Raw genomic sequence first — 22464 nt, 5'->3', positions numbered from 1 at the left:
TACTATACAATTAGAGAAATTTGTTATCCACAACACTCGATCGCTACCTATGGAAAACCTAGATTTAAAGAAATCCTCGCCCCTCTTATTTATCTCACCGTTTTTTCTCTGGGGAACAGCGATGGTAGCGATGAAGGGTGTTATCCCCCACACCACCCCCCTATTTATGGCGGGAATTCGCCTTGTTCCCGCCGGAATGTTAGTTTTAATGGTAGCTTGGTTTTTAGGTCGTCCTCAGCCCAAAACCCTGCAAGCATGGTTATGGATTGCCCTTTTTGCTCTCATGGATGGCACTCTTTTTCAAGGTTTTCTGGCATTGGGGTTAAATCGCACCGGGGCGGGGTTAGGATCGGTAATTATTGACTCCCAACCCCTAGCGGTGGCTTTAATGTCCAGTTGGCTATTTAAAGAAGTTATCGGTGTCTGGGGATGGTTAGGATTGGGTTTAGGGATTGGGGGAATTAGTTTAATCGGCTTGCCCGATCAATGGTTTTATGACTTTTTTGGACAAAAAGCGGTAAATATTGACTTTAGCTGGCAGGAATTACTAAATAGCGGCGAAATGCTGATGCTTTTGGCTTCCCTATCCATGGCGGTGGGAACAGTGTTAATCCGGTTTGTCTGTCGTCATGCGGATCCCGTCAGCGCCACCGGATGGCACATGATTTTAGGAGGATTGCCGCTATTTTTAGCTTCAGGTTTCACCGAATCCCATCAATGGCAAAATGTAGATTTAAATGGTTGGTTAGCTTTAAGTTATGCCACTATTTTTGGTAGTGCGATCGCCTATGGAATATTCTTTTATTTAGCCGCCAAAGGCAATTTAACCAGTTTAAGTTCTTTGACTTTTTTAACTCCGGTTTTTGCCCTCACTTTCGGGAATTTATTCCTCGGTGAGATGTTAAGTGTATTGCAATGGGCGGGGGTATCTTTAACCCTTGTTAGTATTTATTTAATCAATCAAAGGGAAAAAATATCCCCACAAGTGCGGGCAATTTTTGCTAATCTTTCCTCACTTATACCCAAAAGCAACTAACTCAATCTTGAGATAATACAGTTAGTTTTTCTCCCGATGGATCGTATTTAAAAAAAGCTTCTACGCCATAACCGCAGCGATCGCTATTATGGCAGAAAGCGGCGACTAAACTACCGCAACGAAAACAACCAATTTGACAGTAAACCTCGTCTGGTTGCAGACAGGCAACGGCTAGATTGAGCAGGGGAAAGAGATTGCGATCGGGATAGGAGGCAGTTTTTTGGCTTAAAAGGGTTAATTGCTCGGAAATAGGGGACATTAAAGCCGATCCCCAATCCTGATACTGTTGGGGCAGTTTTTCTAAGAATTTCTGTAAATCCATGCTCTTGCAAAAGTGACGATCCTCACCCTTAATCATAGATCGTTATCTTCGGGATGAAGTCACTGCCTTAATTGTGGAAGAGTGCTAATCTAACTATTAGCCTATTAGCACAAGTAGAGGAGCTTCTAATATGCCCTACAAATGCTTCCAGATCAAATTTTGGGGAGTGCGGGGGAGCATTCCCTGTCCAGGTTCGGAAACCGTTCGTTATGGTGGTAATACTTCCTGTGTCGAGATGCAAGTCGGTAGAGAAAGATTAATCTTCGACGGTGGTACGGGGTTACGCATCCTAGGACAGTCTTTGATGACAGAAAGTCCAGTGAAAGCCCATTTATTTTTCAGCCATTCCCATTGGGATCATATTCAGGGTTTTCCTTTTTTTATCCCCGCTTTTATCAGGGGCAATACTTTTAAAATCTATGGGATTCCCTCTGCCAACGGAGTAACCATCAAGCAAAGATTACACGATCAGATGTCACACCCTAATTTTCCCGTGCCTTTGCAGATTATGCGGGCTGATTTAGAATTTTATAATCTAGAAATGGGCAAAACCCTCTACTGTGCCGATTTCACCGTCGAAACCCGTCCTTTAAATCATCCCGGGGAAGCGGTGGGTTATCGGGTAAATTGGCAGGGTTTATCGGCAGCTTATATTACCGATACCGAACATTTTCCCGATCGCTTTGATGATAACGTTCTGGCTTTGGCCTGGCAAGCGGATGTGATGATTATTGATGCTACCTACACCGATGAGGAATACAACGATCCTAAGTATTCTAAGGTGGGTTGGGGTCATTCCACTTGGCAACAGGCAGTCAAAATCGCCCAGGCAGCGCAAGTTAAGCAGTTAGTTCTATTTCATCACGATCCCGCCCATAATGACGATTTTCTCGATCGCATTGGGGAACAGGTAAGAAAGATTCTGCCTCAAACTATTCTCGCCCGGGAAGGACTCTCGATCGAATTACGACCGGAAGGTTCTCGGATAGATGAAGCGTAACCTAAGCTACTGTTCCCACCATGAAGATAACTGCTGTAGATGGTCAACAGCTTATCTCCGTGGGCGGAGATAGGATAGAATGATATAACTTGATCTGGGATTTTCTCTGGTGCTATATTATAAAAATGTCCAATCAATCCTCACCTAACTCCACAGAAATACAAGCAATTTTTGATCAGATCGCTCCCGAATATGACCGCCTCAATCAGGAATTAAGTTTAGGATTACACCATATCTGGAAATTAATGACAGTCAAGTGGTGTCAACCCGAAAAAGGAGATTTTGCCCTCGATATCTGTTGTGGCAGTGGCGACCTGACTAACCTATTATCAAAACAAGTGGGTAAAACCGGCCAAGTGATCGGACTAGATTTTTCCCCACAACAATTAAAAATCGCCCGTCAACGTTTTAGCGCCACTAATATTAACTGGATGGAAGGGGATGCCCTCAATTTACCCTTTGCCGATTCTAGCTTTGATTGTGCCACTATTGGCTATGGATTACGCAATGTGGTCGATATTGCCCAATGTTTGGGGGAATTATACCGAGTCCTGAAACCGGGTGCTAAAGCGGCGATTCTTGACTTCCATCAACCCACCGAAACCATCGCCAAATTATTCCAAAACTGGTATCTCGATCATATCGTCGTTCCGGCTGCCGAGCGCTACGGTTTAACTGACCAGTACGCTTATATTAGTCCCAGTATCGATCGCTTTCCCCAGGGCCCAGAACAGGTAAAATTAGGCTATCAGTCGGGATTTTCCGGCGCCGTTCACTATCCACTCCTAGCAGGACTGATGGGAGTGTTAGTCTTGAAGAAATAACCTACTCACATTTCCGTTTATTTTTTGCTGCTAAATTGAATCTCCCTACTCTTTGGACATGGATCTTACCGCCGATCGCGGGGGCAATTATTGGCTATTTTACGAACGATGTAGCCATAAAAATGCTATTTCGTCCCTACAAGGCGATTTATATCGGTAAGCGTCCTCTTCCCTTCACCCCGGGGTTAATTCCTCGCAATCAAGATCGATTAGCTGTCCGGGTATCGGATACGATCATGGGTTCCCTGTTAACCCCCGAGGAATTACAAAAACTGGCTAAACGACTCCTCGACACGGAAAGGGTACAGGGGGCGATACTCTGGCTGTTACAATTAGCTTTAAAACAAATAAAAGGCGATCGGCAAGCAAAAACCGCCGAGATTTTGGCGGCGATTCTTCACGATTTATTCGGGGAATCTTTAGCGAGATTACTAAAAGTTTTAGCGCGACGGCAGGACTTTTTAGAAAAACAGATCAATCAAATTTTTGATCGCCTAGTCTTAGAATTTTCTCTCAGTGAACAACAGGCGCGACAATTCTCCGATTGGCTATTAGAAACCGTCCTACCTGCTGATGTTATCCGTCTAGCTTTAATCGATTTTTTAACCGATCGCAATATTCAAGTTATCGATGAAGGATTTCGAGAAAAAACCAGTGGAACCTATTGGGTAGTAGCCAATTTATTCGGTTTACGCAATGCCCTCGCTCGCTTACGCACTTTTTGCCTTGATGAAAAGGATTTAGCTAATACCAGAATCAAAGAATTATTACTATCTTTAGAGATGCGTAATCGTCTGAAAAACTGGTTACAAAGTATCTCTTTACAAAATTTACCTATCTCCACCGTCAGACAATTGCGTAAAACCACTAGAGACACGGTGCGAATTTATATTCAAGAAAGTGGCGAACAATTTCTGCAAGATTTTGGACAAACAATCGACTGGGATCAAATCGCTAATTTAATTATTAATCGTCTGCAATCTTCGGGGTCAATGACTACATCATTAGGGGTAATTAGTCAAGAGTTAGCGTTAATTTTAGAGCGTTATTTAGAGGAAGATTTAGAGAAATTAGTCGCCCAAATTATCCCGATTCTCAACATTGATCAGGTGATCCGCGATCGGGTAAATGCCACTTCCCCCGCCGATCTGGAAAATGCCATTCAAGGCATTGTTAAACAGGAATTACAGGGAATTGTTAATCTTGGTGGTATTCTCGGTCTTCTAGTTGGACTAATGCAAACAGTTATTTTAATTGCACAGAATCCGGGCTAATAATTAGGGTCTGCTGAAAAAGTTTGTTGGTGGGGGCAGGGTGTGGGGTGTGGGGTGTGAATTTTCCCCCTGAAAAAGCCTTAATCTAACAAGGTTTTTAGATTTATTCAGCAAGCCCTAATTAGGGTTTGCTGAAAAAGTACGGGCGAAGCATTCGGGCAATAACCTATCGGTGAAACCGTAGATTTTTTATCCGAATGCTTCGCCCCTACAGGACGCGGGCCGATGAAGACGCAAGGTTTTGAAGCACGATTCTCTCAAAATCTTGCACCTGTTTCGCGAGAAAAGCCACAAAACCCTTACCTTGCCTACATTTCACCTTTATTCAGCAAGCCCTAATTAGGTGGGTTAAACTAAGTTAACCCACCGGAATCATCCCGTTTATTGTTAAGGTAAAATCAAAAAACTTCCCTGACAGAAAAGAGTTTTATCGTCGAGAATAAAAGATTTAATCTCCACATCTTTGCCTAAATCGACGGTAAAAGGTTGCAAATCAATAGATAAATCTGGGGCTAAACCTTGCCATTGTCGGGGACTAATCCCTAAAGTGCGGGCATCTTCTAGGGTAATATCAGCGCTAAAAATTACTTCTGCACCTGTTTCTCTATGGCCGAGAAGAGAGAAATAACCCTGATTTAAGAGAACATTTTTCCAGTTAAAACGCTGTTGTGAGATAATTTCTCTGGCGTTAACAATTCCGTTATTTTCTAGGGAAAAAATTAGTAAATCGGCAAAAGCATTAACTAAAATAGTCGAGGCGATCGAATTATTTAAATCCTGCTCGTTAATTTCCACTTCACCGCTAACCCGAATAGGTTCCAAAATTTTTAGGGGTTTCCCTCGCAAAACCTGCCCGATATTAAGACGAATATTTTCCCCTCTTAATTGCGCTTTACCTAGATGTAAACCCTGATAAATCGCTTTTCCTACGGCTAAAAATACCCCGGGGATATAACCGCGCAAAATTTGCCGATCATGACCGTGCAGCTGCATTTCTAAATCTTCTATCTGTTCTACTTGCGTTCTTAAGAACAGACGTACTGCTGGCGGCAAAACCTTACTAATAATCTCACTTTGAGTATTGACCCACATAAACGTTATCTCACTCACTCCACAATTTTTCTAATTGTAACAGAGCTAGATCGATCAAACCATGAGGGGCCGCCGTCAGCTATCAGTTATAGGTGAAAACTTCGCTACTTTCTGTTTACTGATTACTGATCACTGAAAAGCCGCTAATTTTTAGGTTTTTGAGGCATTGAGGGAATTAAAACGAGGGGAAAGATAGGCGACTAAAACTCCGAGGGCAAAACCGATTAAATTGCGGAAAAGGGGCAGTAATTCACTGGTGCGAGTAACCACCGGTCCAATGCCAAAAGCAACAAAGAGGATAAACCAGAGGGGAGAGACAATTAAAACCCATTGCCAAGCGAAAACCTGTCCTTCTTTGCGAGGAATACCGGCAAAACCGAAGACTAAACCGCCGACAATTGAGGTAATTAAAGTTAAAATCCACTGTTCCTTCGGTAAACCGGGGACCACCGCACAACCACCTTTAACTAAACAGCCTTTTACCGTGTCTAAGGATTGTACGATCGCGTTATTTTCGCCATTTTCCCGGACAAAATACATATTACCGAAACGGGCCTGTAATTCGATCCAAAAAGTGCGGGGTAAAAATTCATAGACGGCATCACCAATACTAAAAGATAGTAGATTACCGCCGCGACCATCGGCCACTAGGAGAATACTTTTATCATCCAATCCCCAGAAATTAATCACTGCCCGGCCAGGGCTGCGGTCATATTGGGTTAAAACTCGCATTTTCCAGCCCGTTTCCCCTTGAAATGTCTCGATATCTCGGATTAATGCCTCTTCCTGTTTTGCGGGTAGATAATTGGCTAAATCAACGATCGGAGTGGCTTGATTGGGCAGTAATTCGGGATTATTCACCGCTAGAGCTTGATCCGGGCAGATAATCCAACCCAGACAGCTAATGACACCAATTACAAGAGCGATCGAGATTCCTCGGCAAAAACGATTGAGCATAGCACTTCTAGACAATGAGAATTTTTTCAGCAAGGGTGTAGGCTAACTTTCAGTTTCTTTACACTTATTTACTTTATCTTAAGGGAATTCTCAACTTTAGTCACCCAGTTAGGGACTTGCGCTTTGATAATGTACCTTTTGGGCGAACGCAGTTCGCCCCTACATTAATGTACCTTTTGGGCGAACGCAGTTCGCCCCTACATTGTGGACAAAATCCGTTACTGTAGGGGCGCAAGGAACCTGCGCTCCGATCGCCCAGGTTTGCTGATCACCCTAAGTAGGGGGAGAGCCTTTGAGAGTCCCCGCAGCTAAGGGACTTGCGCTTTGATAATATGCCATCTGGCCGGCCTGATTCTTCTACAGAGCGATTTTCTGGCTAGGATATTATTCCCACGCAAGTCCCTTATCGGTCATCAGATGCGAGTTTTCAGTTCACTCTCCAGAAACTCAACTCAAGCTGATGAGGTCTCAACCAGTGGCATTAACTGGATCTTTTGCCAAAATGGAGTAAATATAGTAGCGGGGGGATGGTCAATGACAGCACAGGAAGTATTAGAGTTAATTCAACGGGCAAAGGACGAAAGAGCGGGGGAGTTGGATCTGTCTGGCAGAAACTTAACAGAAATTCCCCCCGAAATCCCTCAACTCACCTCCCTGCAATACCTCTATCTCAGCAATAACCAAATCAGGGAGATTCCAAAAGCGCTCGCTCAACTCACCTCCCTGCAATACCTCGACCTCAGCCATAACCAAATCGGCGAGATACCAGAAGCGCTCACTCAACTCACCTCCCTGCAAGGCCTCAACCTCAGCAATAACCAAATCAGGGAGATACCAGAAGCGCTCGCTCAACTCACCTCCCTGCAAGTCCTCAACCTCAACAATAACCAAATCAGGGAGATTCCAGAAGCGCTCGCTCAACTCACCTCCCTGCAAGTCCTCAACCTCAACAATAACCAAATCAGGGAGATTCCAGAAGCGCTCGCTCAACTCACCTCCCTGCAAGTCCTCAACCTCAACAATAACCAAATCAGCGAGATACCAGAGGCGCTCGCTCAACTCACCTCCCTGCAAATCCTCTACCTCAGCATTAACCAAATCAGGGAGATACCAGAGGCGCTCGCTCACCTAGTCAACCTGAAGCGATTAGTCCTCGAAAATAACCCGATTACCAACGTTCCCCCGGAAATTATTCGTCAGGGATGGGGTGAAGAAAAATGGGATGATGGCAACCCGCAGGCGATTTTTAGTTATCTCAAGTATAAAGGGGAAAAACGCCCTCTTAATGAGCTTAAAGTTTTATTCGTGGGGGAGGGGGATGTGGGGAAAACTTCCCTGTTAAAGCGGTTACTGCACAATACCTTTAATTCCGGAGAACCCAAGACCCCCGGCATTAATATTGAAAAGTGGCAACTGCCCCAAAAACCTGATATTCGCCTCAATATCTGGGATTTTGGCGGTCAGAAAGTGATGCAAACCACCCATCAGTTTTTTCTGACTAAACGCAGTCTTTATCTGCTTGTCCTCGACAACCGCAAAAACGAACAGCAAAACCGTCTGGAATACTGGTTAAAACTCATTGAAACCTACGGAGGCAATTCTCCCGTGATTATCGTGGGTAATTGTGCTGATGAACATCCCCCGCAAGTTAAGATCCGCACCCTCCGGAAAAAATATCCCCAAATCACCAAACTAATCGCCACTTCCTGTAAAACCGGTGAGGGAATCGGGGAACTTGTGCAAGAAATCGCCTCTCAAATCGATGCTATTCCCCATATCAAAGATTTATTGCCTAATAGTTGGTTTCAGATCAAAACTCAACTAGAAGCGATGCAAGAGAGTTATGACTTTATTTCCTACGAAAAGTATCAGGAAATGTGTCAGAAAGCCGAGATTAAAGAGGCCAGCGATCAAAAAAGTTTAGTGCAGTTTCTCCACGATCTCGGTATTGTCCTCAACTACCAAGATGATCCGCGACTGAATGAAACCAATGTCCTGAACCCGGAATGGGTAACTAGCGGTGTTTATGATATTCTCAATAATCACGATTTGATGGTGCAAAAAAAGGGCATTCTTTCACTGCCAGATCTGGCAAATATTCTCAAACAAACCCAACGTTATCCCGAAAATAAACGCCGATTTTTGATGGATTTGATGGGAAAATTTGAACTCTGTTTTCCCCTTGATGGGTACAGTCCCGATCGCTATCTAATCACCGATCTTCTACCCATCGATGAACCGGATGTGGATAGCTACGAAAACGCACCTTTACACTTCCAGTACCGTTATGATATCCTGCCCGGTAGCATTATTTCCCGCTTTATCGTCCGTAATCACCAGATGATCTATAAAACCATGCGTTGGCGTAGTGGTGTGGTTCTGACAATGGATCTTAATAGAGCTTTGGTGCGTGCCGACGAGGAAGATAACTACATCAGCATAAAAGCCCAGGGTTCCCGTGCTAGTGCGCTTTTAGCTATTATTAAGACAGATTTTCAGAAAATTCACGCTACTATCCCTAATTTAGCCGTACAGGAAAAGTTAGTGATTCGAGAATTGCAAGGGGAAAAACCCACCGGGGTAGAAGTTCCCGTCGATTATCTCCATCTGATAGAACTCGATCGCCAAGGCAGAGTGGAAGAACCTCTCCCCAATTTGCGCGGCAAATATAATATCCGCGATATCTTAGAAGGAGTGGAATCTAAGACAGAAAGAGAAAGATATCTCGACGAAAGGGAGGAACGTGGCCGCAAAAGCCGAGAAAATCGCCCTATGAGTCCCGAAACGCCAGAAACTCCCAATCTCCTGAAACCTAGTCTCGCTTTGTTGCTGGTTTTCGCTGTGGTTGCTTGTATAGTTGCGGTGTTTGCCCATTTTGTGCCAGATTCAAAGCATATTACCAGCGTTTTGACAATTATTTTTATCTTTGCTTTTATTGTCTTTGTGTTATTGCTCTGGACGGGTAAAATCAATGAAACGACCTTCAATCAGTTTTTAGAGGGTTTTTGGCGATCTATCACGATTTTTAAAGGACAAGAACCAAAAACCAACAACGATGACACCCCCCAAGAAACCCCCAAATCGGAGCAGTAAAGATTTGCTTACCACAGAAAGGTAACTTAGACGAAAAAGTTTACAAATATTTAGGGTTTGCTGAATAAATGTGAAATGTAGGCAAGGTAGAGGTTTTGTGGCTTTTCTCCCGAAACAGGTGCAAGATTCTGAGAGAATCGTGCTTCAAAACCTTGCGTCTTCATGGTTCCGCGTCCTGTAGGGGCGAAGCATTCGGACAATAACTTATCGGTGAAACCGTAGATTTTCTATCCGAATGCTTCGCCCCTACTTTTTCAGCAAACCCTATTTAGGGTTTGCTGAAAAAGTTTGTTGGTGGGGTTAGGAGTTGAGAGTTGGGGTTTTAGGGAGTTGGGGTTTGAGGGTTTTGGGGTATTAGTTGAAATTCTGCTATCTCCCCACTTCCCCACTTCCCCACTTCCCCACTTCCCCACACCCCACACCCCACACCCCACACCCCACTGCCCCATCTCCTTAACTGCGTTTCCAAGTATTCCAAGCGACTTTAAAACCGATCAAGAGGCGACGGCTGCCACGATCGAGCTTGCTGAGACCAGCTTTAGCACTACCGAGACTGCGATCGACTCCTTGGACAACTTGGCGGGTACTTTTAACCCCTTCATCGATATTGTCGGTTAATTCGCTGATTTCCGCCCCTGTCAGGCGAATTGCTTCTAGAGTCGGGGGGAATTCCCGATGGAGGGTATCGAATAATTTTTCGGCACTGCGGGCTGCCCGGGCTAACTCTTGCAGAGCAGGTAAAGCGGCGATGAAAACCGCCGTTAAACTAACGGCGACTAGCAGTAAAGAACATCCTAGCCAGAAAATAGGTTCGGTCATTTAGTAGTGATTCGAGTGTTGATTATCGCCTTGGGGGGATTCTTGCGAGTCAGGGGAGGGATTGTCTGTGGCTAGACTTTGACTAGCTTCGATTCCGGCTGTCACCGCCTCTTTTAATCTGATTAAAGTATCATCCCAATTACGCCGGGCCGATTCCGATAGGCGATCGGCCTGCAATTGCATCGTCGTGGTCAGATCTTCGGCTAATTCTGGCAAAGCCTGGGCGGATTTTCGCAGAATTCGACGGGTTTCTTTTCCAGATCTCGGCGCTACTAATAAACCCGCCGCTACCCCGATCGCACTGCCCACTAAAACCCCGACGACGAATAAGCCACCGTTACCGTTATTGTTATCTGCCATAGGATTGCCCTTGTACTTAATTCCCAATTTTACGGGCAATTACACTTCTCTTGTGCAGTTTCTTCGGCAAAAATTTTGACCTGTTGCTCTTGGTAAGCAGCAACAGACCTAGAAGGGATAAATTGAGAAAAACTAGCGATCGGGGAAAAACCTGATTTTATGGCTGACTTTGAGCCAATAAGGAAGTGAAAAAGAAGAACCTCTGGGAGTCTTGCCGTGTTTCGACCCCAAAGGTTCCTCTTATGCTGAACTTATACTCCTCACACAATATTTATATTACACACAACCCACTGCTTTTGTCAAGAGGTTTCTGAAATTTTTTCCACAGACCTCTGGCCAAATTAATTTCCCAGGGCCGTTAGGCGCTCTTGTCGGGGACAGCTATCAATATCAACTATTGCCTTCAAGCCATGTTTTTAAATCTCGTTCTGGTTTAGCCACATTAAATAAATGTAACCCAAAATCCTCTGAAATATCTTGACAAATTTTCACTCCTCTGATGCTGTTGCCTTTTTCATCTAAAAGGGGCGAAAAAGTCCCAATTCCCAACTGATGGGGAACTACTGCCGTAATTCCGCCACCGACACCGCTTTTTGCTGGTAATCCTACCCGATAGGCCCATTCTCCCGAAGCGTCGTACATTCCACAGGTAAGCATAACACTGATCACATCTTGAACGTAGTGTTCATCGATCGCCCGTATTCCTGTGATTGGGTTGACACCTCCATTAGCCAAGGTAGCAGCCATCAGAGCTAAATCGTGAGCATGGACGAGGATGGCGCATTGTTGACAGTAAAGATCGAGGGTTTCTTCAATTTTATCGCTGACCATGCCAAAATTTAGCATTAGATAGGCCATGGCCCGATTGCGATTGCCGGTGGATTTTTCCGAGAGAAAAACGGGGACATTAATCTCGTGATCCCTGCCGGTATAGCGTTTAAACATTTCTAAAATACGTTTTAGCCTTTCCGTGGCATTCTGTCCGGTGATTAAATCCGTGGTAGCGATCGCACCAGCATTAACCATAGGATTATAGGGACGATTGGTTTTTTCATCGAGAATAATCGAGTTAAAAGCTTCTCCGGTGGGTTCAACACCGACTTTACTATTAACGTATTCTCTTCCGTGATCTTCTAGAGCTAATCCAAAGACAAAAGCTTTAGAAATCGATTGTACTGTAAAGGTTTGCTGACAGTCTCCCACCTCAAAAATCTGACCATCAGTGCTAATTACGGAAATACCAAACCATTCTGGAGCTGCTAGGGCTAATTCCGGAATATAATCGGCGATATGACCCGTCTGTAAATCAGAGTATTTTGCGTGCAGATAGTTAAGATAGTTCCGAAAAGGATAGACTAACTCTTGCTCGGAATTGACGGGACTAATAAAATCTTTTGGGGAAGCCATAGAGGAGTATAGCAGTTATCGTTTAATTGCCCCTCTAGAGACGGTAATAAGCGCATCTCTAGAGAATTTCTGTAATCCCTAATTAACTTCTCGAACCGCGATAAATGCGATCAGCTTGGGAGGGTTCTAAATAATTATAGCCCGGTTTTTGGGTCGAGGAGCCATTCTTTTTGGCCACAGTATTAACCGCAGGAGTGGCTTTTTTTACCTCCGCGTGAGTCCTGATATAATCCTCAGAAATCTTGAAGGGATGACTATTGGGAAGATGACGACTAGAGGGTAAATTGTCTGCTGCTTCGGCATGGGCAATTTTACTATGAGGAGCGACAAAATCGTGTAGGATGGGATCATAGGCTAAAATTTCACCGGTTTCAATCCGAAAAATCCAACCGTGTAGAGATAATTTACCCTGATGTAATCGGGAACGAATAATTGGATAGCTTTGCAAATTACTTAACTGATTGAGAACATTTTCTGCTACTGTCACCTCGATCAGTTCTTCCCCTTCTAATTCTTTGTAATTATCCTTAACTAAACGTCGAGTAGCTTCTGCTTGTTTTAACCAATTGTAAACTAAAGGCATTTCATCGGCTAGACTCTGCAATTTTAACAAACCTTTCATCGCTCCACAATGGGAGTGACCGCAGATAATCACTTGCTCGATGCCGAGAGCGTTGATAGCATATTCTATAGATGCACCTTCACCACCATTGGTTGCTCCGTAGGGAGGAATTATATTCCCCGCATTACGAATTACGAATAATTCCCCCACCTCCGCTTGGGTAATTAGGTTAGGATCGATACGGGAATCGGAACAGGTGATAAACAGGATTCTCGGTTTTTGTCCGTGGGAGAGTTGCTCAAATAATTGCCGATGTTCATCAAAATAACCACTCTGGAACTTTTCTAGTCCCTGTAGGAGTTTCTTCATAATAATTTTTCTGGTTTAGTTTGATCGCTATTTACTCGATCCTTTCAGCATTATCGGGCATGAGATAACAGCAATGCAACCGGCCAGATTAGCGATCGTTATCGGCTGCGAGATCGGTTATATTTTGTTAAGATAAGATACAGACTGTATCTAAGCAAATTTTATTCTATGGAAACTGCAACAATTTTGGGTGTTTCGATCGCTGCCGCTTTGGTAGGAATTACCGCTTTAGCTCTTTATACCGCTTTTGGACCGCCGGCAGCAGAATTAAGCGATCCTTTTGAAGATCACGAAGATTAATTCTTTAATAACCATGTGGCTATCTGCCAAGGAGAAATTTGCTCCATAGGATCGATCGCTCTTTCTAAACCATCGATCGATTCTTTTATTGTTAATTGTAATTGATTTTGCCAATCAATAACAGCGTTTTCTCCCTGACATTCATAAACGCGCATTACCCAACCCCGAGAGGCTGTTTCACTTTGTTTGAAACTCATTAAAATTAAGTTATCGGCCGAGAATTTTAACCATTGTGCCACGGGTGGCAACTGGGTTGATCGAGAAGAATTATTAATAAAAATAACGTTGACAGGTGAGTTTAACTGCCAAGCGTGATGGACAGTTTTCGCCGTTTTCCAGTTACCTTGATGGGGATATATTGCATAGGTAAATTCTTGGTTTCCCAGATCCGCCTCGGGATCGGGCCATCGGGGACTTCTCAACAGAGTTAATCGCAGTTGCTGGTTAGTAGCATCATAGCCATATTTATTATTATTTAAAAGACTTACCCCGTAGTTTGCCTCTGTATCGGTTAAATCCGCCCATTTATGGGCGTAAACTTCCCATTTTGGCGATTCTGGTTCGTGATCACGCTCGATCGCACCACAGGCAATTTCATAGGTGGTAAAATCGCTGTTTAGGGTAAGAGGAAAAGCGGTTTTTACTAAAGTATGTTCTTGCTGCCAATTAACAATAGTTTTAATCTCGAGAATAGGAGCATCTTTTTCTAAGATATAATCTTGACAAAATTGCGAATCACCTAAACTTCTGATCACGCGAATCTGCCAGCGCAAGGGACCACATTCTAAGCATTCGATCGATTTTAATACTGTTTTTGGTAAGGGATATTGTTGATAATTCGGATCAATATTCCAAGCGTCCCAATATTGTCCTTGATCTTTAAATGCCTGTAATTGATTACCAGCAGCTTGTAGGATTTCTTTTTGATTAATTATATCAAATATACTATCTATATCCCCCGTTTCTGAGTTAATAGTAACTTTAAGCAAGCCATTATCTAAAGTAAATTGGCAGTTAGTTAAATTTTGCTCGGCTGCTTGCTGATTGGGAACTAACCAAAATAACTTATAACCCACAGAAGGAATATTTTCAGCGAGAAATAATAGCTGATTGTTGTGGGATAATTGCGAAGGACAAAGACAATTATTCAAGTCATAAACTGAGTAATTTACAGATCCTATAGATAAAGAGATAACCTGAGATCTTTCCCAGTTAAGAGAATTAAAAACTAGAAAAGGTTTTGCTTGGGGATGGGGGGGATTAGGTAAATTAATTTGATTAGCAATTGCCTGTAAAGCTTGATCTAAAATTGCTTCACCTGTGGTGATAACTTGCCGCCATAACTGATTAGCATCCCTAAACACTTCGGGGATCGAAGTACCGGGCAGTATATCATGAAACTGATTTAATAAAACCTTTTTCCAAGCGGATTCTATCTCAACTTTCGGATAGGGAATCTCTAGTAAGATATTAGCCAGAGAAGACCATAATTCCCCTTGATACAAGAGGATTTCACAGTAACGATTATAGGCTTTTTGGTCAGAGTGAGTGGTATAACAACCGCGATGAAATTCTAGATATAATTCATCATCCCAGATAGGAAGATTACTTGTCTCCAGACTGTCCAGATAAGTTGTTGCTTGGCTAAATTTTAACTGGGGGAAAAAAGGAGATTTTTGCCAACGTTGTGCCACTTCTAACATATCACGAGTCGGACCGCCGCCATGGTCGCCAACACCGGGCAGCCAAAAAATATCTTTTAAGCCGGTTTGCCGTTCCCAATTGAGAGCATGATCGGTCATAATAATTGGATTAGTATCCATAACTCCAGCAACATTGGGAGGAGACATTAGGGAAAGAATTTTACTGCCATCGGGAGATTGCCACCAGAAAAAACCGTGGGGAAATTTAGTCGTATCATTCCAATGTAGTTTCCCAGTTACAAAATATTTGATGCCAAAGGATTTAAGAATTTGTGGCAATTGGTAGGGAAACCCAAAGGTATCCGGCAGCCAAGCAGTTTTAGTGATTTGTCCAAATTTTTCTTGAAAATATTTTTGTCCATAAAGCAGCTGTCGAAATAGGGATTCCCCAGAGATTAAATTGACTTCTGGTTCTACCCACATCCCGCCCAAAAGTTCCCAGGATTGCCCTTTATATGCCTCTAGAATTGCTTTAAACAGGTCAGGATGATGTTTTTCTATCCATTCGTAAATTAGGGGACTAGAATGACCAAATATGAGGGCAGGAAAATATTTTTGCAGGTTTAAAACCGAGATAAAAGTGTTTTTTGCCACTTGCCAAGTTTCTGCCAACGGCCACAACCAAGCCATATCCAAATGTGCATGACCGAGAAGATGAAAACTGCGTTCTTTGAGAGGTTGAGCGAGGGGTTGTAGGGATTGACGAATTGATTCTAGGGATTGATTAAATCTATCTTTGTTGGTGACATTATCCCAGTCAATATTATCGAGAGTAGCGGTAAAAGCTGCTAAGTTTTCAGGATAAAAAGTTTGCAGATAATTATGGAGAATGGTCAATTCATCAGCGACAAAACTAGGATCGATCGCTTGGCTATATTCATAGATTAACTGGGATTTCATCAAACCACCAATATCATGATTGGGACTGACTAAACGCAGAGTAACAAGAATTTCTTGACCAGTAGAGACCGAGTTAGAAAGTAAAATGCGCGTGGAAGAATCAAAGAGATCTCCTGCTTGGATAAATTGATTATTAACATAAATTTTGACATCTTCCGCCCACCAAGTTAGGATTAATCTCAGTTCCATTCCCGCTAAAGGATAACCGGCTAAATGTTCGGGGACAATAATTTTTTGAGTTAGATATTGAATTTGTCTGCCGGCTGGCCAAATAATGTATTGTTTTTCATTGAGGGTGACGGGTTGAATTGGGTTTCCCGCTGCTGTAGCGATCAACCAATTTTTCTGAACATCTGTGCGGGTGAGGTGAGACAGTTTAGCGATGTTGTCGAGGGGAGACATGAGCCAACAAATAAGTTAATTTTGACTATTTTAGGCGATCGATGCCTAATCGGGCTAGGGGATAACTTCTGTTAACGCCATAGTGCTGAAGACTTGCTTAATCTCATCCTTCAATGGTTGATTGAGAATGATCAGGAAAGAGAAAGCCCGTGATGAGGATTGAACTCATGACCTCACCCTTACCAAGGGTGTGCTCTACCACTGAGCTACACGGGCATTGATCGTGGTGGGCCGGGCCGGATTCGAACCAGCGTAGGCGTAGCCAACGGATTTACAGTCCGCCCCCATTAACCACTCGGGCACCGACCCATTAATTCCACGATTAACAATCATAGCACCCTTAGCTAAAACCCACAAGTGTTTAGGGAAAAAAATTTTTGAGCCATAAAATAACTCCCGTTAAAGCCATGGCTTTAATGGGAGTTTTCTGATAATCTTGAAGATTACTTCAAAGCGTCTTCTTCCTTGTGGGTGAGGATCACACAGTCAGAGGTAGGATAGGCGACGCAGGTGAGGACATAACCCGCTTCAATTTGATCGTCATCTAAGAAGGATTGATCGGATTGATCGACAGTACCAGATTCAATTTTACCTGCACAGGTGGAGCAAGCTCCCGCACGGCAGGAATAGGGTAAGTCCAGTCCTTGCTCTTCAGCTACATCGAGAATGTACTCATCATCGGGAACCTCAATTGTAGCATTAAGTCCTTCAGATTCATTTTTCAGGGTGACTTTATAAATTGGCATCGGTTGTTCCTCTTAATTAAATGCTAGTGAAAGCGGCAGTCTCTACAATTGCCTCTCGCCCGTCCTCAGAGTGAACGATGCGAGCGAGTTTCATTTTTGATACTACGGGAAAATCTGCCTGACTCAGCCTTGCATTAGTAATGACAGTCTTAAATAAACTTAAAATAAAATTTACTTATATATCTAACCCAGAATTCTTGAGGATACTTGCTCGATCTCTAGATAATTTCATCCCTCTACAATCTAGCTAAACTAACCACTACTAAGCATTTGGAGCTATAATGCTAATCGTTTTTTTCGTCTTGAGCCGATTTTTATTAAATATTAATTTAACTTATGGTTAAGATAGATGTCGATGAATTGTCTTTAACCCAGCCAAGAAATTGCTTTTCGGCACTACTGCCGCTAACACATCTAGGGAAACTAGGAAAAAATATATTGACAATCAAACCAATAAATGATATAGGGAGATAAATCCCCTGTTGCCAGGGGTAGCATCCGTTAAAACGGATGGCTAACCCTCCCTGACGATTTCTTGGTTTTCGGATTGTCAGTTTTCCAGTATCTGGTTCACCGATTAGCAAACCCTAATTACTTATTAGGTTGGGGAGTCATGCGTAGATAGGGTTTGATTTCTTCAACTCCTTTGGGGAATTTGCTACGAGCTTCTTCAGTGGGAATAGAGGGAACCACCACACAATCGCCACCGTCGGTCCAGTTAGCCGGGGTAGCCACTTGATAGTTATCGGTGAGCTGCAGGGAGTCAATTACCCGCAGGATCTCGTTAAAATTGCGTCCCGTGCTGGCAGGATAGGTAATAGTTAAACGTAATTTTTTGTTGGGATCGATAATAAACACCGAACGTACCGTCAGATTATTGAGGGAATTGGGGTGAATCATGCCGTAGAGATCGGATACCTTGCGATCGCCATCGGCGATAATCGGATAGTTAACGGTAGTGTTTTGAGTTTCGTTGATGTCATTAATCCAACCCCGATGGGATTCGGCACTATCGACACTCAAAGCGATCACTTTCACATTACGTCGCTCAAATTCTGACTTAAGACTAGCCACCGTACCTAATTCCGTGGTACAAACGGGGGTATAATCAGCCGGGTGGGAGAACAGCACCACCCAGCTATCTCCTACCCACTGGTGAAAAGAAATCGGACCTGCACTAGAATCTTGTGTAAAATCTGGAACGATATCACCCAATTGGAGAGCCATAATTGTGTCTTCCTTATTATGTATTTCAAGACAAGCAACAGTCTATGATGCCATAGGAGTGCTGTTCGTCAGCGATAATTTTAGGGATTTATAATAATTGGGTTAGGGGATAGGGGAATGAGGAAATGGGGGAAGTGGGGAAATAGGGAAATAGGGAAATAGGGAAATTCAACTGTAGCAGCCGCCAGATGGCATCAGGAAAATCCTTGCCAGAAAAGGGTTTTAGCGATTTAGATTGTCCTAACCAACTTGTTCTTTGTGATCAAACCCCAAAACCGCAAAACCCTTCCCCTAGGGGGGCAAACTAGGTTATGATCTGGTCTAATGGCATGATATAACTTTTTTAACTAGCTATCAGCGTTCAGCTAATAGCTAGGCTGCGGTGGCAAATCCCAACTACCCACCCTATGCCTAGTCGGAAAGCTGACGGCTTCATTTCTTGTCCTGATCGTTAATTTGCCTTGGTTTTAGGAGACCACAACTGCAATGAAGAATCTTGTTCGTCTGCTGGCGGTAATTGCCTTGATTATCGGGAGTTTTTGGGGCAAAGTTCCCGCTCAAGCTCTCAATCTTACCTCGATCACCCTTCCCTCTCATCCCGTGGCGGTCTTAAATGCGGCTGATGCCAAACTAACCACAGAATTTGGGGCGAAAATCGACCTCAATAACAGTGATATTCGCGATTTCCGGGACTTGAGAGGGTTCTATCCCAATTTAGCCGGTAAAATCATCAAAAACGCCCCCTACGAAGAAGTGGAAGATGTCCTCAATATCCCCGGACTCTCGGATACTCAAAAAGAGCGTTTACAGGCTAATCTGGAGAAATTTACCGTTACTGAGCCTTCTAAAGAATTTATCGAGGGTGATGACCGTTTTAACCCCGGAGTTTACTAAATCTAGTTAATTACGGTTTTAAAAAAATTTCTAGGTGGGCGATCGCTCACCTTTTTCAGTGATCAGCTTCTGAAGGCAAGAGGCAAAAGAAAGAATCTGGCATACTGCCCCAAGCTAAAAACCGGGGATTTTTGCCAGAACTATAGAGAAATGAAATGCTAGAATAAATAGAATTTATCAATTAACTCCTACATGGTCGTTTCCTCGCAACTGCCGAGTTATCAAGATGTGTTAGTGGTGGGATCGGGAGCGGCGGGATTGTATGCCGCACTGTGTTTACCCCCTAACTTAAAGGTGGGTTTAATTACCAAAGAAGATTTAAAAACTGGGGCTAGTGATTGGGCGCAGGGAGGAATTGCGGCAGCCACCTCCCCGGCAGATTCCCCCGTTTTCCATTTAGAAGATACCCTGAAAGCCGGAGCGGGCTTATGCGATCGCTATGCTGTGCAGTTTTTAGTCGAGAAGGCCCCCCAAGCGATCGCTGATTTGCTGCGGTTAGGGGTTAGTTTTGATCGCTCCGGAGACGACTTAGCCCGCACTCTTGAGGCTGCCCATTCCCAGGCCAGGGTGCTGCACGCAGCCGATCGCACGGGGAGAGCGATCGTCAGTACCCTGATGGAAAAAGTGACCGAGCGGCCCAATATTACCATTATTCCCCAAGCGATCGCCCTGAAACTCTGGCTTGACCCGGAAGGGCAACGCTGTCAAGGTATTTGTTTACTCCATCAAGATCATCTCTGTTGGCTGCGAGCGCAAGCAGTCATTCTGGCTACGGGAGGCGGCGGTCAAGTCTATGCCCAAACCACTAATCCCGCCGTTAGCACGGGGGATGGAGTCGCCCTCGCTTGGCGTGCTGGGGCAGTGATTCGCGACCCGGAATTTTTTCAGTTTCACCCCACCGCTTTGACTGTGCCGGGGGCACCGCGGTTTTTAATTAGTGAGGCGGTGCGCGGCGAAGGAGCGCATTTAATTGATGCTCTGGGGCGGCGTTTTGTCTTCGATTATCATCGGGCCCGGAGAATTGGCCCCCCCCGGGATGTGGTGAGTCGGGCGATTTTTAGCCATTTGCAGAAAACCTCCGACGATCCCGCCCATGCCAAAGTATATCTAGATTTAAGACCAATCGAACCGGAGCGTCTGCGTTATCGTTTCCCCAATATTATCCGCATCTGTCAAAAATGGGGCATTAATGTGTTTGAGGATGTGATTCCGGTCGCCCCCGCCGCTCACTATTGGATGGGAGGAGTGGCCACAGATTTAAACGCCCGCACTTCTCTATCTGGTTTGTATGCGATCGGCGAAGCCGCTAGTACAGGTGTTCACGGGGCTAATCGTTTAGCTAGTAATTCTCTCTTGGAATGTATTGTCTTTGCGGCAAGTTTAGCTGCAATAGGTCTGGAGCCAGAAAACTTTCTGGGGGAAAGACCCGAAAAACCCTTAGAAATTGCGGAAAACTGGCAGGAAGAACAGGAAGACTGGCAAAAAGTACGGAGAGAATTACCGATTTTAATGTGGGAAAATGCGGGAATTTGCCGATTTCAAAATGAGTTAGAAATTGCTATCCTACGGGTGCAACAGTGGAAACAACAGTTACATTCCTTAAAGATAGGCCAATTTCTCCAGAATCTTCTCCCCGACAAAGGACAATTATTTTTGTGTCCCTCGGTGCAGTTAGAAATAAGAATAGCGATCGAGACATTAAATCTTTTAGATATCGCCGACTTAATTCTGGAAAGTGCCTTATTACGGGCAGAAAGCCGAGGTGGTCACTATCGGGGCGATTATCCAGAAATCGTAGCTAATTGGCAATTACACACGACTATTCAAGGCCGAACCTGGCACAAAACTCCGGTACAAGCTTAATTGAGCCAGTTTTTCACAGATAATCCCTCAGCGTTAAACAGTGGACTCTATCTCCGATCCCAGCAGCGGCACTATTGGTCTGACGCTGACCGGGGGCTTTTCCCAATCATCCTAGTCTATGACCCATCTCTGGAGTTGAGTGCCTCTCATCTATAGCTTTTAGGCTATCATACTTTTACCAACCCCCAAGCAGTTACATAAATTCTATGATCAAACCTAATTTTTTATTGTTGTTAGCTATCGGTGTGAGCAGTTGGGGTCATGATTTTCAGGTTTTATCCAAGGTTAACGCTCAAACTTTACCTGGGTTAGAGCAAACCCAGACTTTCGCCACTTACGAGCAGTTGATGAAAGCTGGTTACGAGGCCAAAAGCCAAAAGAATTATCAACTCGCCGTGGAAAAATTTCAACAAGCTCTGGCACAACTTCCGAACGACCCCTCTGCTCAAAATGCGATCGCTAATACGAAGAAGTATCTAGGTCAAACCACCAGGGCTGCCAACGCTGGCGCCGAAAATGCGGCTTCACCAATACCATTAATTGCTGGCTCGGCCCTGTTATCCATCGCTTTATTGGCAGCTTTACTATCGCTTTTCTTCCAATATCGTCCCAAGGGCAAAGCCTCAAAACGGCGCGAAAAGACAACTTACGCCAATCCTAAAAACCCACTCGACAACTTTTCTAGGGGCAATGGCAATCCCTTCGGCGCAGACACCAAAACTGACAGTGACATTAATGGCAGTGGTGACGAGGATTTCGACCCTTCTTTGCTCGTACAAGCTACCTCCCGCATCCCGAACGTAGATTTAATCTTGCGTTTAATTGAAAGTCTTCGCGATAACGATCCCCGTACCCGTAGAAGGGCGGTTTGGAAGCTGGCACAGGTGTCCGATTCTAGGGCAATGCAGCCTTTAGTCGATAGCATGGTGGATGGAGATTCCTACGAACGCAGTTTAACCCTAGAAGCTCTCGCTCAAATCTGCACCCGCTCCCTGCGGCCGATGAACCAAGCTTTGGCTATCTCTCTCCAGGATAAAAATCCCCAGGTGCGGAAAAATGCCATTCGGGATTTAACCAGACTCTACGATATCATGTCTCAGATCAGTCAATTAATTTGTCATGCCCTCGATGATCCCGATGAGGAAGTGCAAGAAACAGCACGCTGGGCAGTTAGACAGTTAAATCTGCAATTAGCTCCCCGTTTAGATATTGCTCCCCTAGAAACTACTGGTGAACCAGAAGATGACGATGTACAGGATACTTCCTTCACCGACACCACACCGACCTTCACCGAAACTACACCCAACTGAGGTG

At 44.2% G+C, this 22464-nt stretch carries 18 protein-coding genes, 2 tRNA genes and 1 pseudogene; 9 read left to right on the top strand and 12 right to left on the bottom strand.

Going from position 1 to position 22464, the window contains the following annotated elements; genetic code table 11:
• Positions 1-49: 49 nt before the first annotated feature.
• The gene (locus ACQY1X_RS02825; RefSeq protein WP_193979721.1) at positions 50-1036 is read left to right on the top strand and encodes a DMT family transporter; all 987 of its coding nucleotides are present in this window, start codon (positions 50-52) and stop codon (positions 1034-1036) included.
• A gap of 4 nt (positions 1037-1040) precedes the next feature.
• Here the strand turns inward: ACQY1X_RS02825 and ACQY1X_RS02820 are convergent.
• Positions 1041-1358, bottom strand: a pseudogene (locus tag ACQY1X_RS02820) (class I SAM-dependent methyltransferase); the annotation flags it as partial.
• Between the two features lie 130 nt (positions 1359-1488).
• Between ACQY1X_RS02820 and ACQY1X_RS02815 the strand changes: the two are divergent.
• The 3 genes from ACQY1X_RS02815 (at position 1489) to ACQY1X_RS02805 (ending at position 4456) form a co-directional block, all read left to right on the top strand.
• Positions 1489-2358 carry an MBL fold metallo-hydrolase gene (locus ACQY1X_RS02815; protein WP_430015370.1) on the top strand — a complete coding sequence of 290 codons (870 nt, stop codon included), beginning with the start codon at positions 1489-1491 and terminating at the stop codon, positions 2356-2358.
• A gap of 125 nt (positions 2359-2483) precedes the next feature.
• Positions 2484-3182, top strand: a complete 699-nt coding sequence (ubiE, locus tag ACQY1X_RS02810; RefSeq protein ID WP_016514676.1) for a bifunctional demethylmenaquinone methyltransferase/2-methoxy-6-polyprenyl-1,4-benzoquinol methylase UbiE — start codon at positions 2484-2486, stop codon at positions 3180-3182.
• Positions 3183-3217: 35 nt separating this feature from the next.
• The gene (locus tag ACQY1X_RS02805; RefSeq protein ID WP_036395313.1) at positions 3218-4456 is read left to right on the top strand and encodes a DUF445 domain-containing protein; all 1239 of its coding nucleotides are present in this window, start codon (positions 3218-3220) and stop codon (positions 4454-4456) included.
• Between the two features lie 387 nt (positions 4457-4843).
• Here the strand turns inward: ACQY1X_RS02805 and ACQY1X_RS02800 are convergent, their stop codons facing one another.
• Together ACQY1X_RS02800 and ACQY1X_RS02795 are read right to left on the bottom strand one after the other, a co-directional pair.
• A complete protein-coding gene (locus ACQY1X_RS02800; RefSeq protein ID WP_016514674.1) occupies positions 4844-5548 on the bottom strand; it encodes an LmeA family phospholipid-binding protein in 705 nt (234 codons plus the stop codon).
• Between the two features lie 150 nt (positions 5549-5698).
• A complete protein-coding gene (locus tag ACQY1X_RS02795; protein ID WP_002775882.1) occupies positions 5699-6505 on the bottom strand; it encodes a TPM domain-containing protein in 807 nt (268 codons plus the stop codon).
• A gap of 534 nt (positions 6506-7039) precedes the next feature.
• On the opposite strand from ACQY1X_RS02795, the gene ACQY1X_RS02790 reads away from it, so the two are divergent.
• Positions 7040-9598 carry a COR domain-containing protein gene (locus tag ACQY1X_RS02790; RefSeq protein ID WP_430015369.1) on the top strand — a complete coding sequence of 853 codons (2559 nt, stop codon included), beginning with the start codon at positions 7040-7042 and terminating at the stop codon, positions 9596-9598.
• Between the two features lie 453 nt (positions 9599-10051).
• On the opposite strand, the gene ACQY1X_RS02785 is transcribed toward ACQY1X_RS02790, so the two are convergent.
• The 4 genes from ACQY1X_RS02785 to ACQY1X_RS02770 form a co-directional block, all read right to left on the bottom strand.
• Complete coding sequence (locus ACQY1X_RS02785) at positions 10052-10417, bottom strand: hypothetical protein (RefSeq protein WP_002735843.1); 366 nt, start codon at positions 10415-10417, stop codon at positions 10052-10054.
• Positions 10418-10777, bottom strand: coding sequence for a YtxH domain-containing protein (locus ACQY1X_RS02780; protein ID WP_430015368.1), 360 nt, complete (start codon positions 10775-10777; stop codon positions 10418-10420).
• A 390-nt stretch (positions 10778-11167) separates the two neighbouring features.
• Positions 11168-12184, bottom strand: a complete 1017-nt coding sequence (gene glsA / locus ACQY1X_RS02775; protein WP_002736106.1) for a glutaminase A — start codon at positions 12182-12184, stop codon at positions 11168-11170.
• 82 nt (positions 12185-12266) lie between these two features.
• Complete coding sequence (locus ACQY1X_RS02770; RefSeq protein ID WP_430015367.1) at positions 12267-13115, bottom strand: carbonic anhydrase; 849 nt, start codon at positions 13113-13115, stop codon at positions 12267-12269.
• A gap of 168 nt (positions 13116-13283) precedes the next feature.
• Here ACQY1X_RS02770 and psbN point away from each other — a divergent pair, with 168 nt between their 5' ends.
• Complete coding sequence (gene psbN, locus ACQY1X_RS02765; RefSeq protein ID WP_002736132.1) at positions 13284-13415, top strand: photosystem II reaction center protein PsbN; 132 nt, start codon at positions 13284-13286, stop codon at positions 13413-13415.
• Here psbN and ACQY1X_RS02760 read toward each other — a convergent pair.
• The 5 genes from ACQY1X_RS02760 to ACQY1X_RS02740 all read right to left on the bottom strand — a co-directional run bounded on the left by ACQY1X_RS02760 (position 13412) and on the right by ACQY1X_RS02740 (position 18393).
• Entirely contained in the window at positions 13412-16420 is a 3009-nt protein-coding gene (locus tag ACQY1X_RS02760) for an alpha-mannosidase (RefSeq protein ID WP_430015366.1), read from the bottom strand. The genes psbN and ACQY1X_RS02760 overlap by 4 nt on opposite strands.
• A gap of 144 nt (positions 16421-16564) precedes the next feature.
• Positions 16565-16636 (bottom strand) — tRNA-Thr (locus ACQY1X_RS02755).
• A gap of 8 nt (positions 16637-16644) precedes the next feature.
• Positions 16645-16729, bottom strand: a tRNA-Tyr gene (locus tag ACQY1X_RS02750).
• A 134-nt stretch (positions 16730-16863) separates the two neighbouring features.
• A complete protein-coding gene (locus tag ACQY1X_RS02745; protein ID WP_430013924.1) occupies positions 16864-17166 on the bottom strand; it encodes a ferredoxin in 303 nt (100 codons plus the stop codon).
• Between the two features lie 591 nt (positions 17167-17757).
• A complete protein-coding gene (locus ACQY1X_RS02740; RefSeq protein ID WP_002735346.1) occupies positions 17758-18393 on the bottom strand; it encodes a peroxiredoxin in 636 nt (211 codons plus the stop codon).
• Between the two features lie 486 nt (positions 18394-18879).
• Between ACQY1X_RS02740 and psbU the strand changes: the two genes are divergently transcribed.
• From psbU to ACQY1X_RS02725, 3 genes are all read left to right on the top strand, one after another.
• Positions 18880-19287, top strand: coding sequence for a photosystem II complex extrinsic protein PsbU (gene psbU, locus ACQY1X_RS02735; RefSeq protein ID WP_104395577.1), 408 nt, complete (start codon positions 18880-18882; stop codon positions 19285-19287).
• Between the two features lie 192 nt (positions 19288-19479).
• Positions 19480-21150, top strand: coding sequence for an L-aspartate oxidase (nadB, locus tag ACQY1X_RS02730; protein WP_430015365.1), 1671 nt, complete (start codon positions 19480-19482; stop codon positions 21148-21150).
• Positions 21151-21356: 206 nt separating this feature from the next.
• Positions 21357-22460 (top strand): HEAT repeat domain-containing protein, encoded by a 1104-nt coding sequence (locus ACQY1X_RS02725; RefSeq protein ID WP_430015364.1) that lies wholly within the window; start codon positions 21357-21359, stop codon positions 22458-22460.
• Positions 22461-22464 lie beyond the last annotated feature (4 nt).

It is taken from the genome of Microcystis protocystis FBCC-A270 (assembly GCF_050500235.1).
Lineage (GTDB): Bacteria > Cyanobacteriota > Cyanobacteriia > Cyanobacteriales > Microcystaceae > Microcystis > Microcystis ichthyoblabe_A.
The sequence above is the reverse complement of the archived record's forward strand: the minus strand, read 5'-3'. Positions and strand labels throughout refer to the sequence as shown.

Excerpts from the sequence above, each read along its gene's own strand:
- ACQY1X_RS02825 (WP_193979721.1), top strand. The coding sequence starts at position 50 with ATGGAAAACCTAGATTTAAAGAAATCCTCGCCCCTCTTATTTATCTCA.
- ACQY1X_RS02815 (WP_430015370.1), top strand. The coding sequence starts at position 1,489 with ATGCCCTACAAATGCTTCCAGATCAAATTTTGGGGAGTGCGGGGGAGC.
- ubiE (WP_016514676.1), top strand. The coding sequence starts at position 2,484 with ATGTCCAATCAATCCTCACCTAACTCCACAGAAATACAAGCAATTTTT.
- ACQY1X_RS02800 (WP_016514674.1), bottom strand. The coding sequence starts at position 5,548 with ATGTGGGTCAATACTCAAAGTGAGATTATTAGTAAGGTTTTGCCGCCA.
- ACQY1X_RS02795 (WP_002775882.1), bottom strand. The coding sequence starts at position 6,505 with ATGCTCAATCGTTTTTGCCGAGGAATCTCGATCGCTCTTGTAATTGGT.
- ACQY1X_RS02790 (WP_430015369.1), top strand. The coding sequence starts at position 7,040 with ATGACAGCACAGGAAGTATTAGAGTTAATTCAACGGGCAAAGGACGAA.
- ACQY1X_RS02785 (WP_002735843.1), bottom strand. The coding sequence starts at position 10,417 with ATGACCGAACCTATTTTCTGGCTAGGATGTTCTTTACTGCTAGTCGCC.
- ACQY1X_RS02780 (WP_430015368.1), bottom strand. The coding sequence starts at position 10,777 with ATGGCAGATAACAATAACGGTAACGGTGGCTTATTCGTCGTCGGGGTT.
- glsA (WP_002736106.1), bottom strand. The coding sequence starts at position 12,184 with ATGGCTTCCCCAAAAGATTTTATTAGTCCCGTCAATTCCGAGCAAGAG.
- ACQY1X_RS02770 (WP_430015367.1), bottom strand. The coding sequence starts at position 13,115 with ATGAAGAAACTCCTACAGGGACTAGAAAAGTTCCAGAGTGGTTATTTT.
- psbN (WP_002736132.1), top strand. The coding sequence starts at position 13,284 with ATGGAAACTGCAACAATTTTGGGTGTTTCGATCGCTGCCGCTTTGGTA.
- ACQY1X_RS02760 (WP_430015366.1), bottom strand. The coding sequence starts at position 16,420 with ATGTCTCCCCTCGACAACATCGCTAAACTGTCTCACCTCACCCGCACA.
- ACQY1X_RS02745 (WP_430013924.1), bottom strand. The coding sequence starts at position 17,166 with ATGCCAATTTATAAAGTCACCCTGAAAAATGAATCTGAAGGACTTAAT.
- ACQY1X_RS02740 (WP_002735346.1), bottom strand. The coding sequence starts at position 18,393 with ATGGCTCTCCAATTGGGTGATATCGTTCCAGATTTTACACAAGATTCT.
- psbU (WP_104395577.1), top strand. The coding sequence starts at position 18,880 with ATGAAGAATCTTGTTCGTCTGCTGGCGGTAATTGCCTTGATTATCGGG.
- nadB (WP_430015365.1), top strand. The coding sequence starts at position 19,480 with ATGGTCGTTTCCTCGCAACTGCCGAGTTATCAAGATGTGTTAGTGGTG.
- ACQY1X_RS02725 (WP_430015364.1), top strand. The coding sequence starts at position 21,357 with ATGATCAAACCTAATTTTTTATTGTTGTTAGCTATCGGTGTGAGCAGT.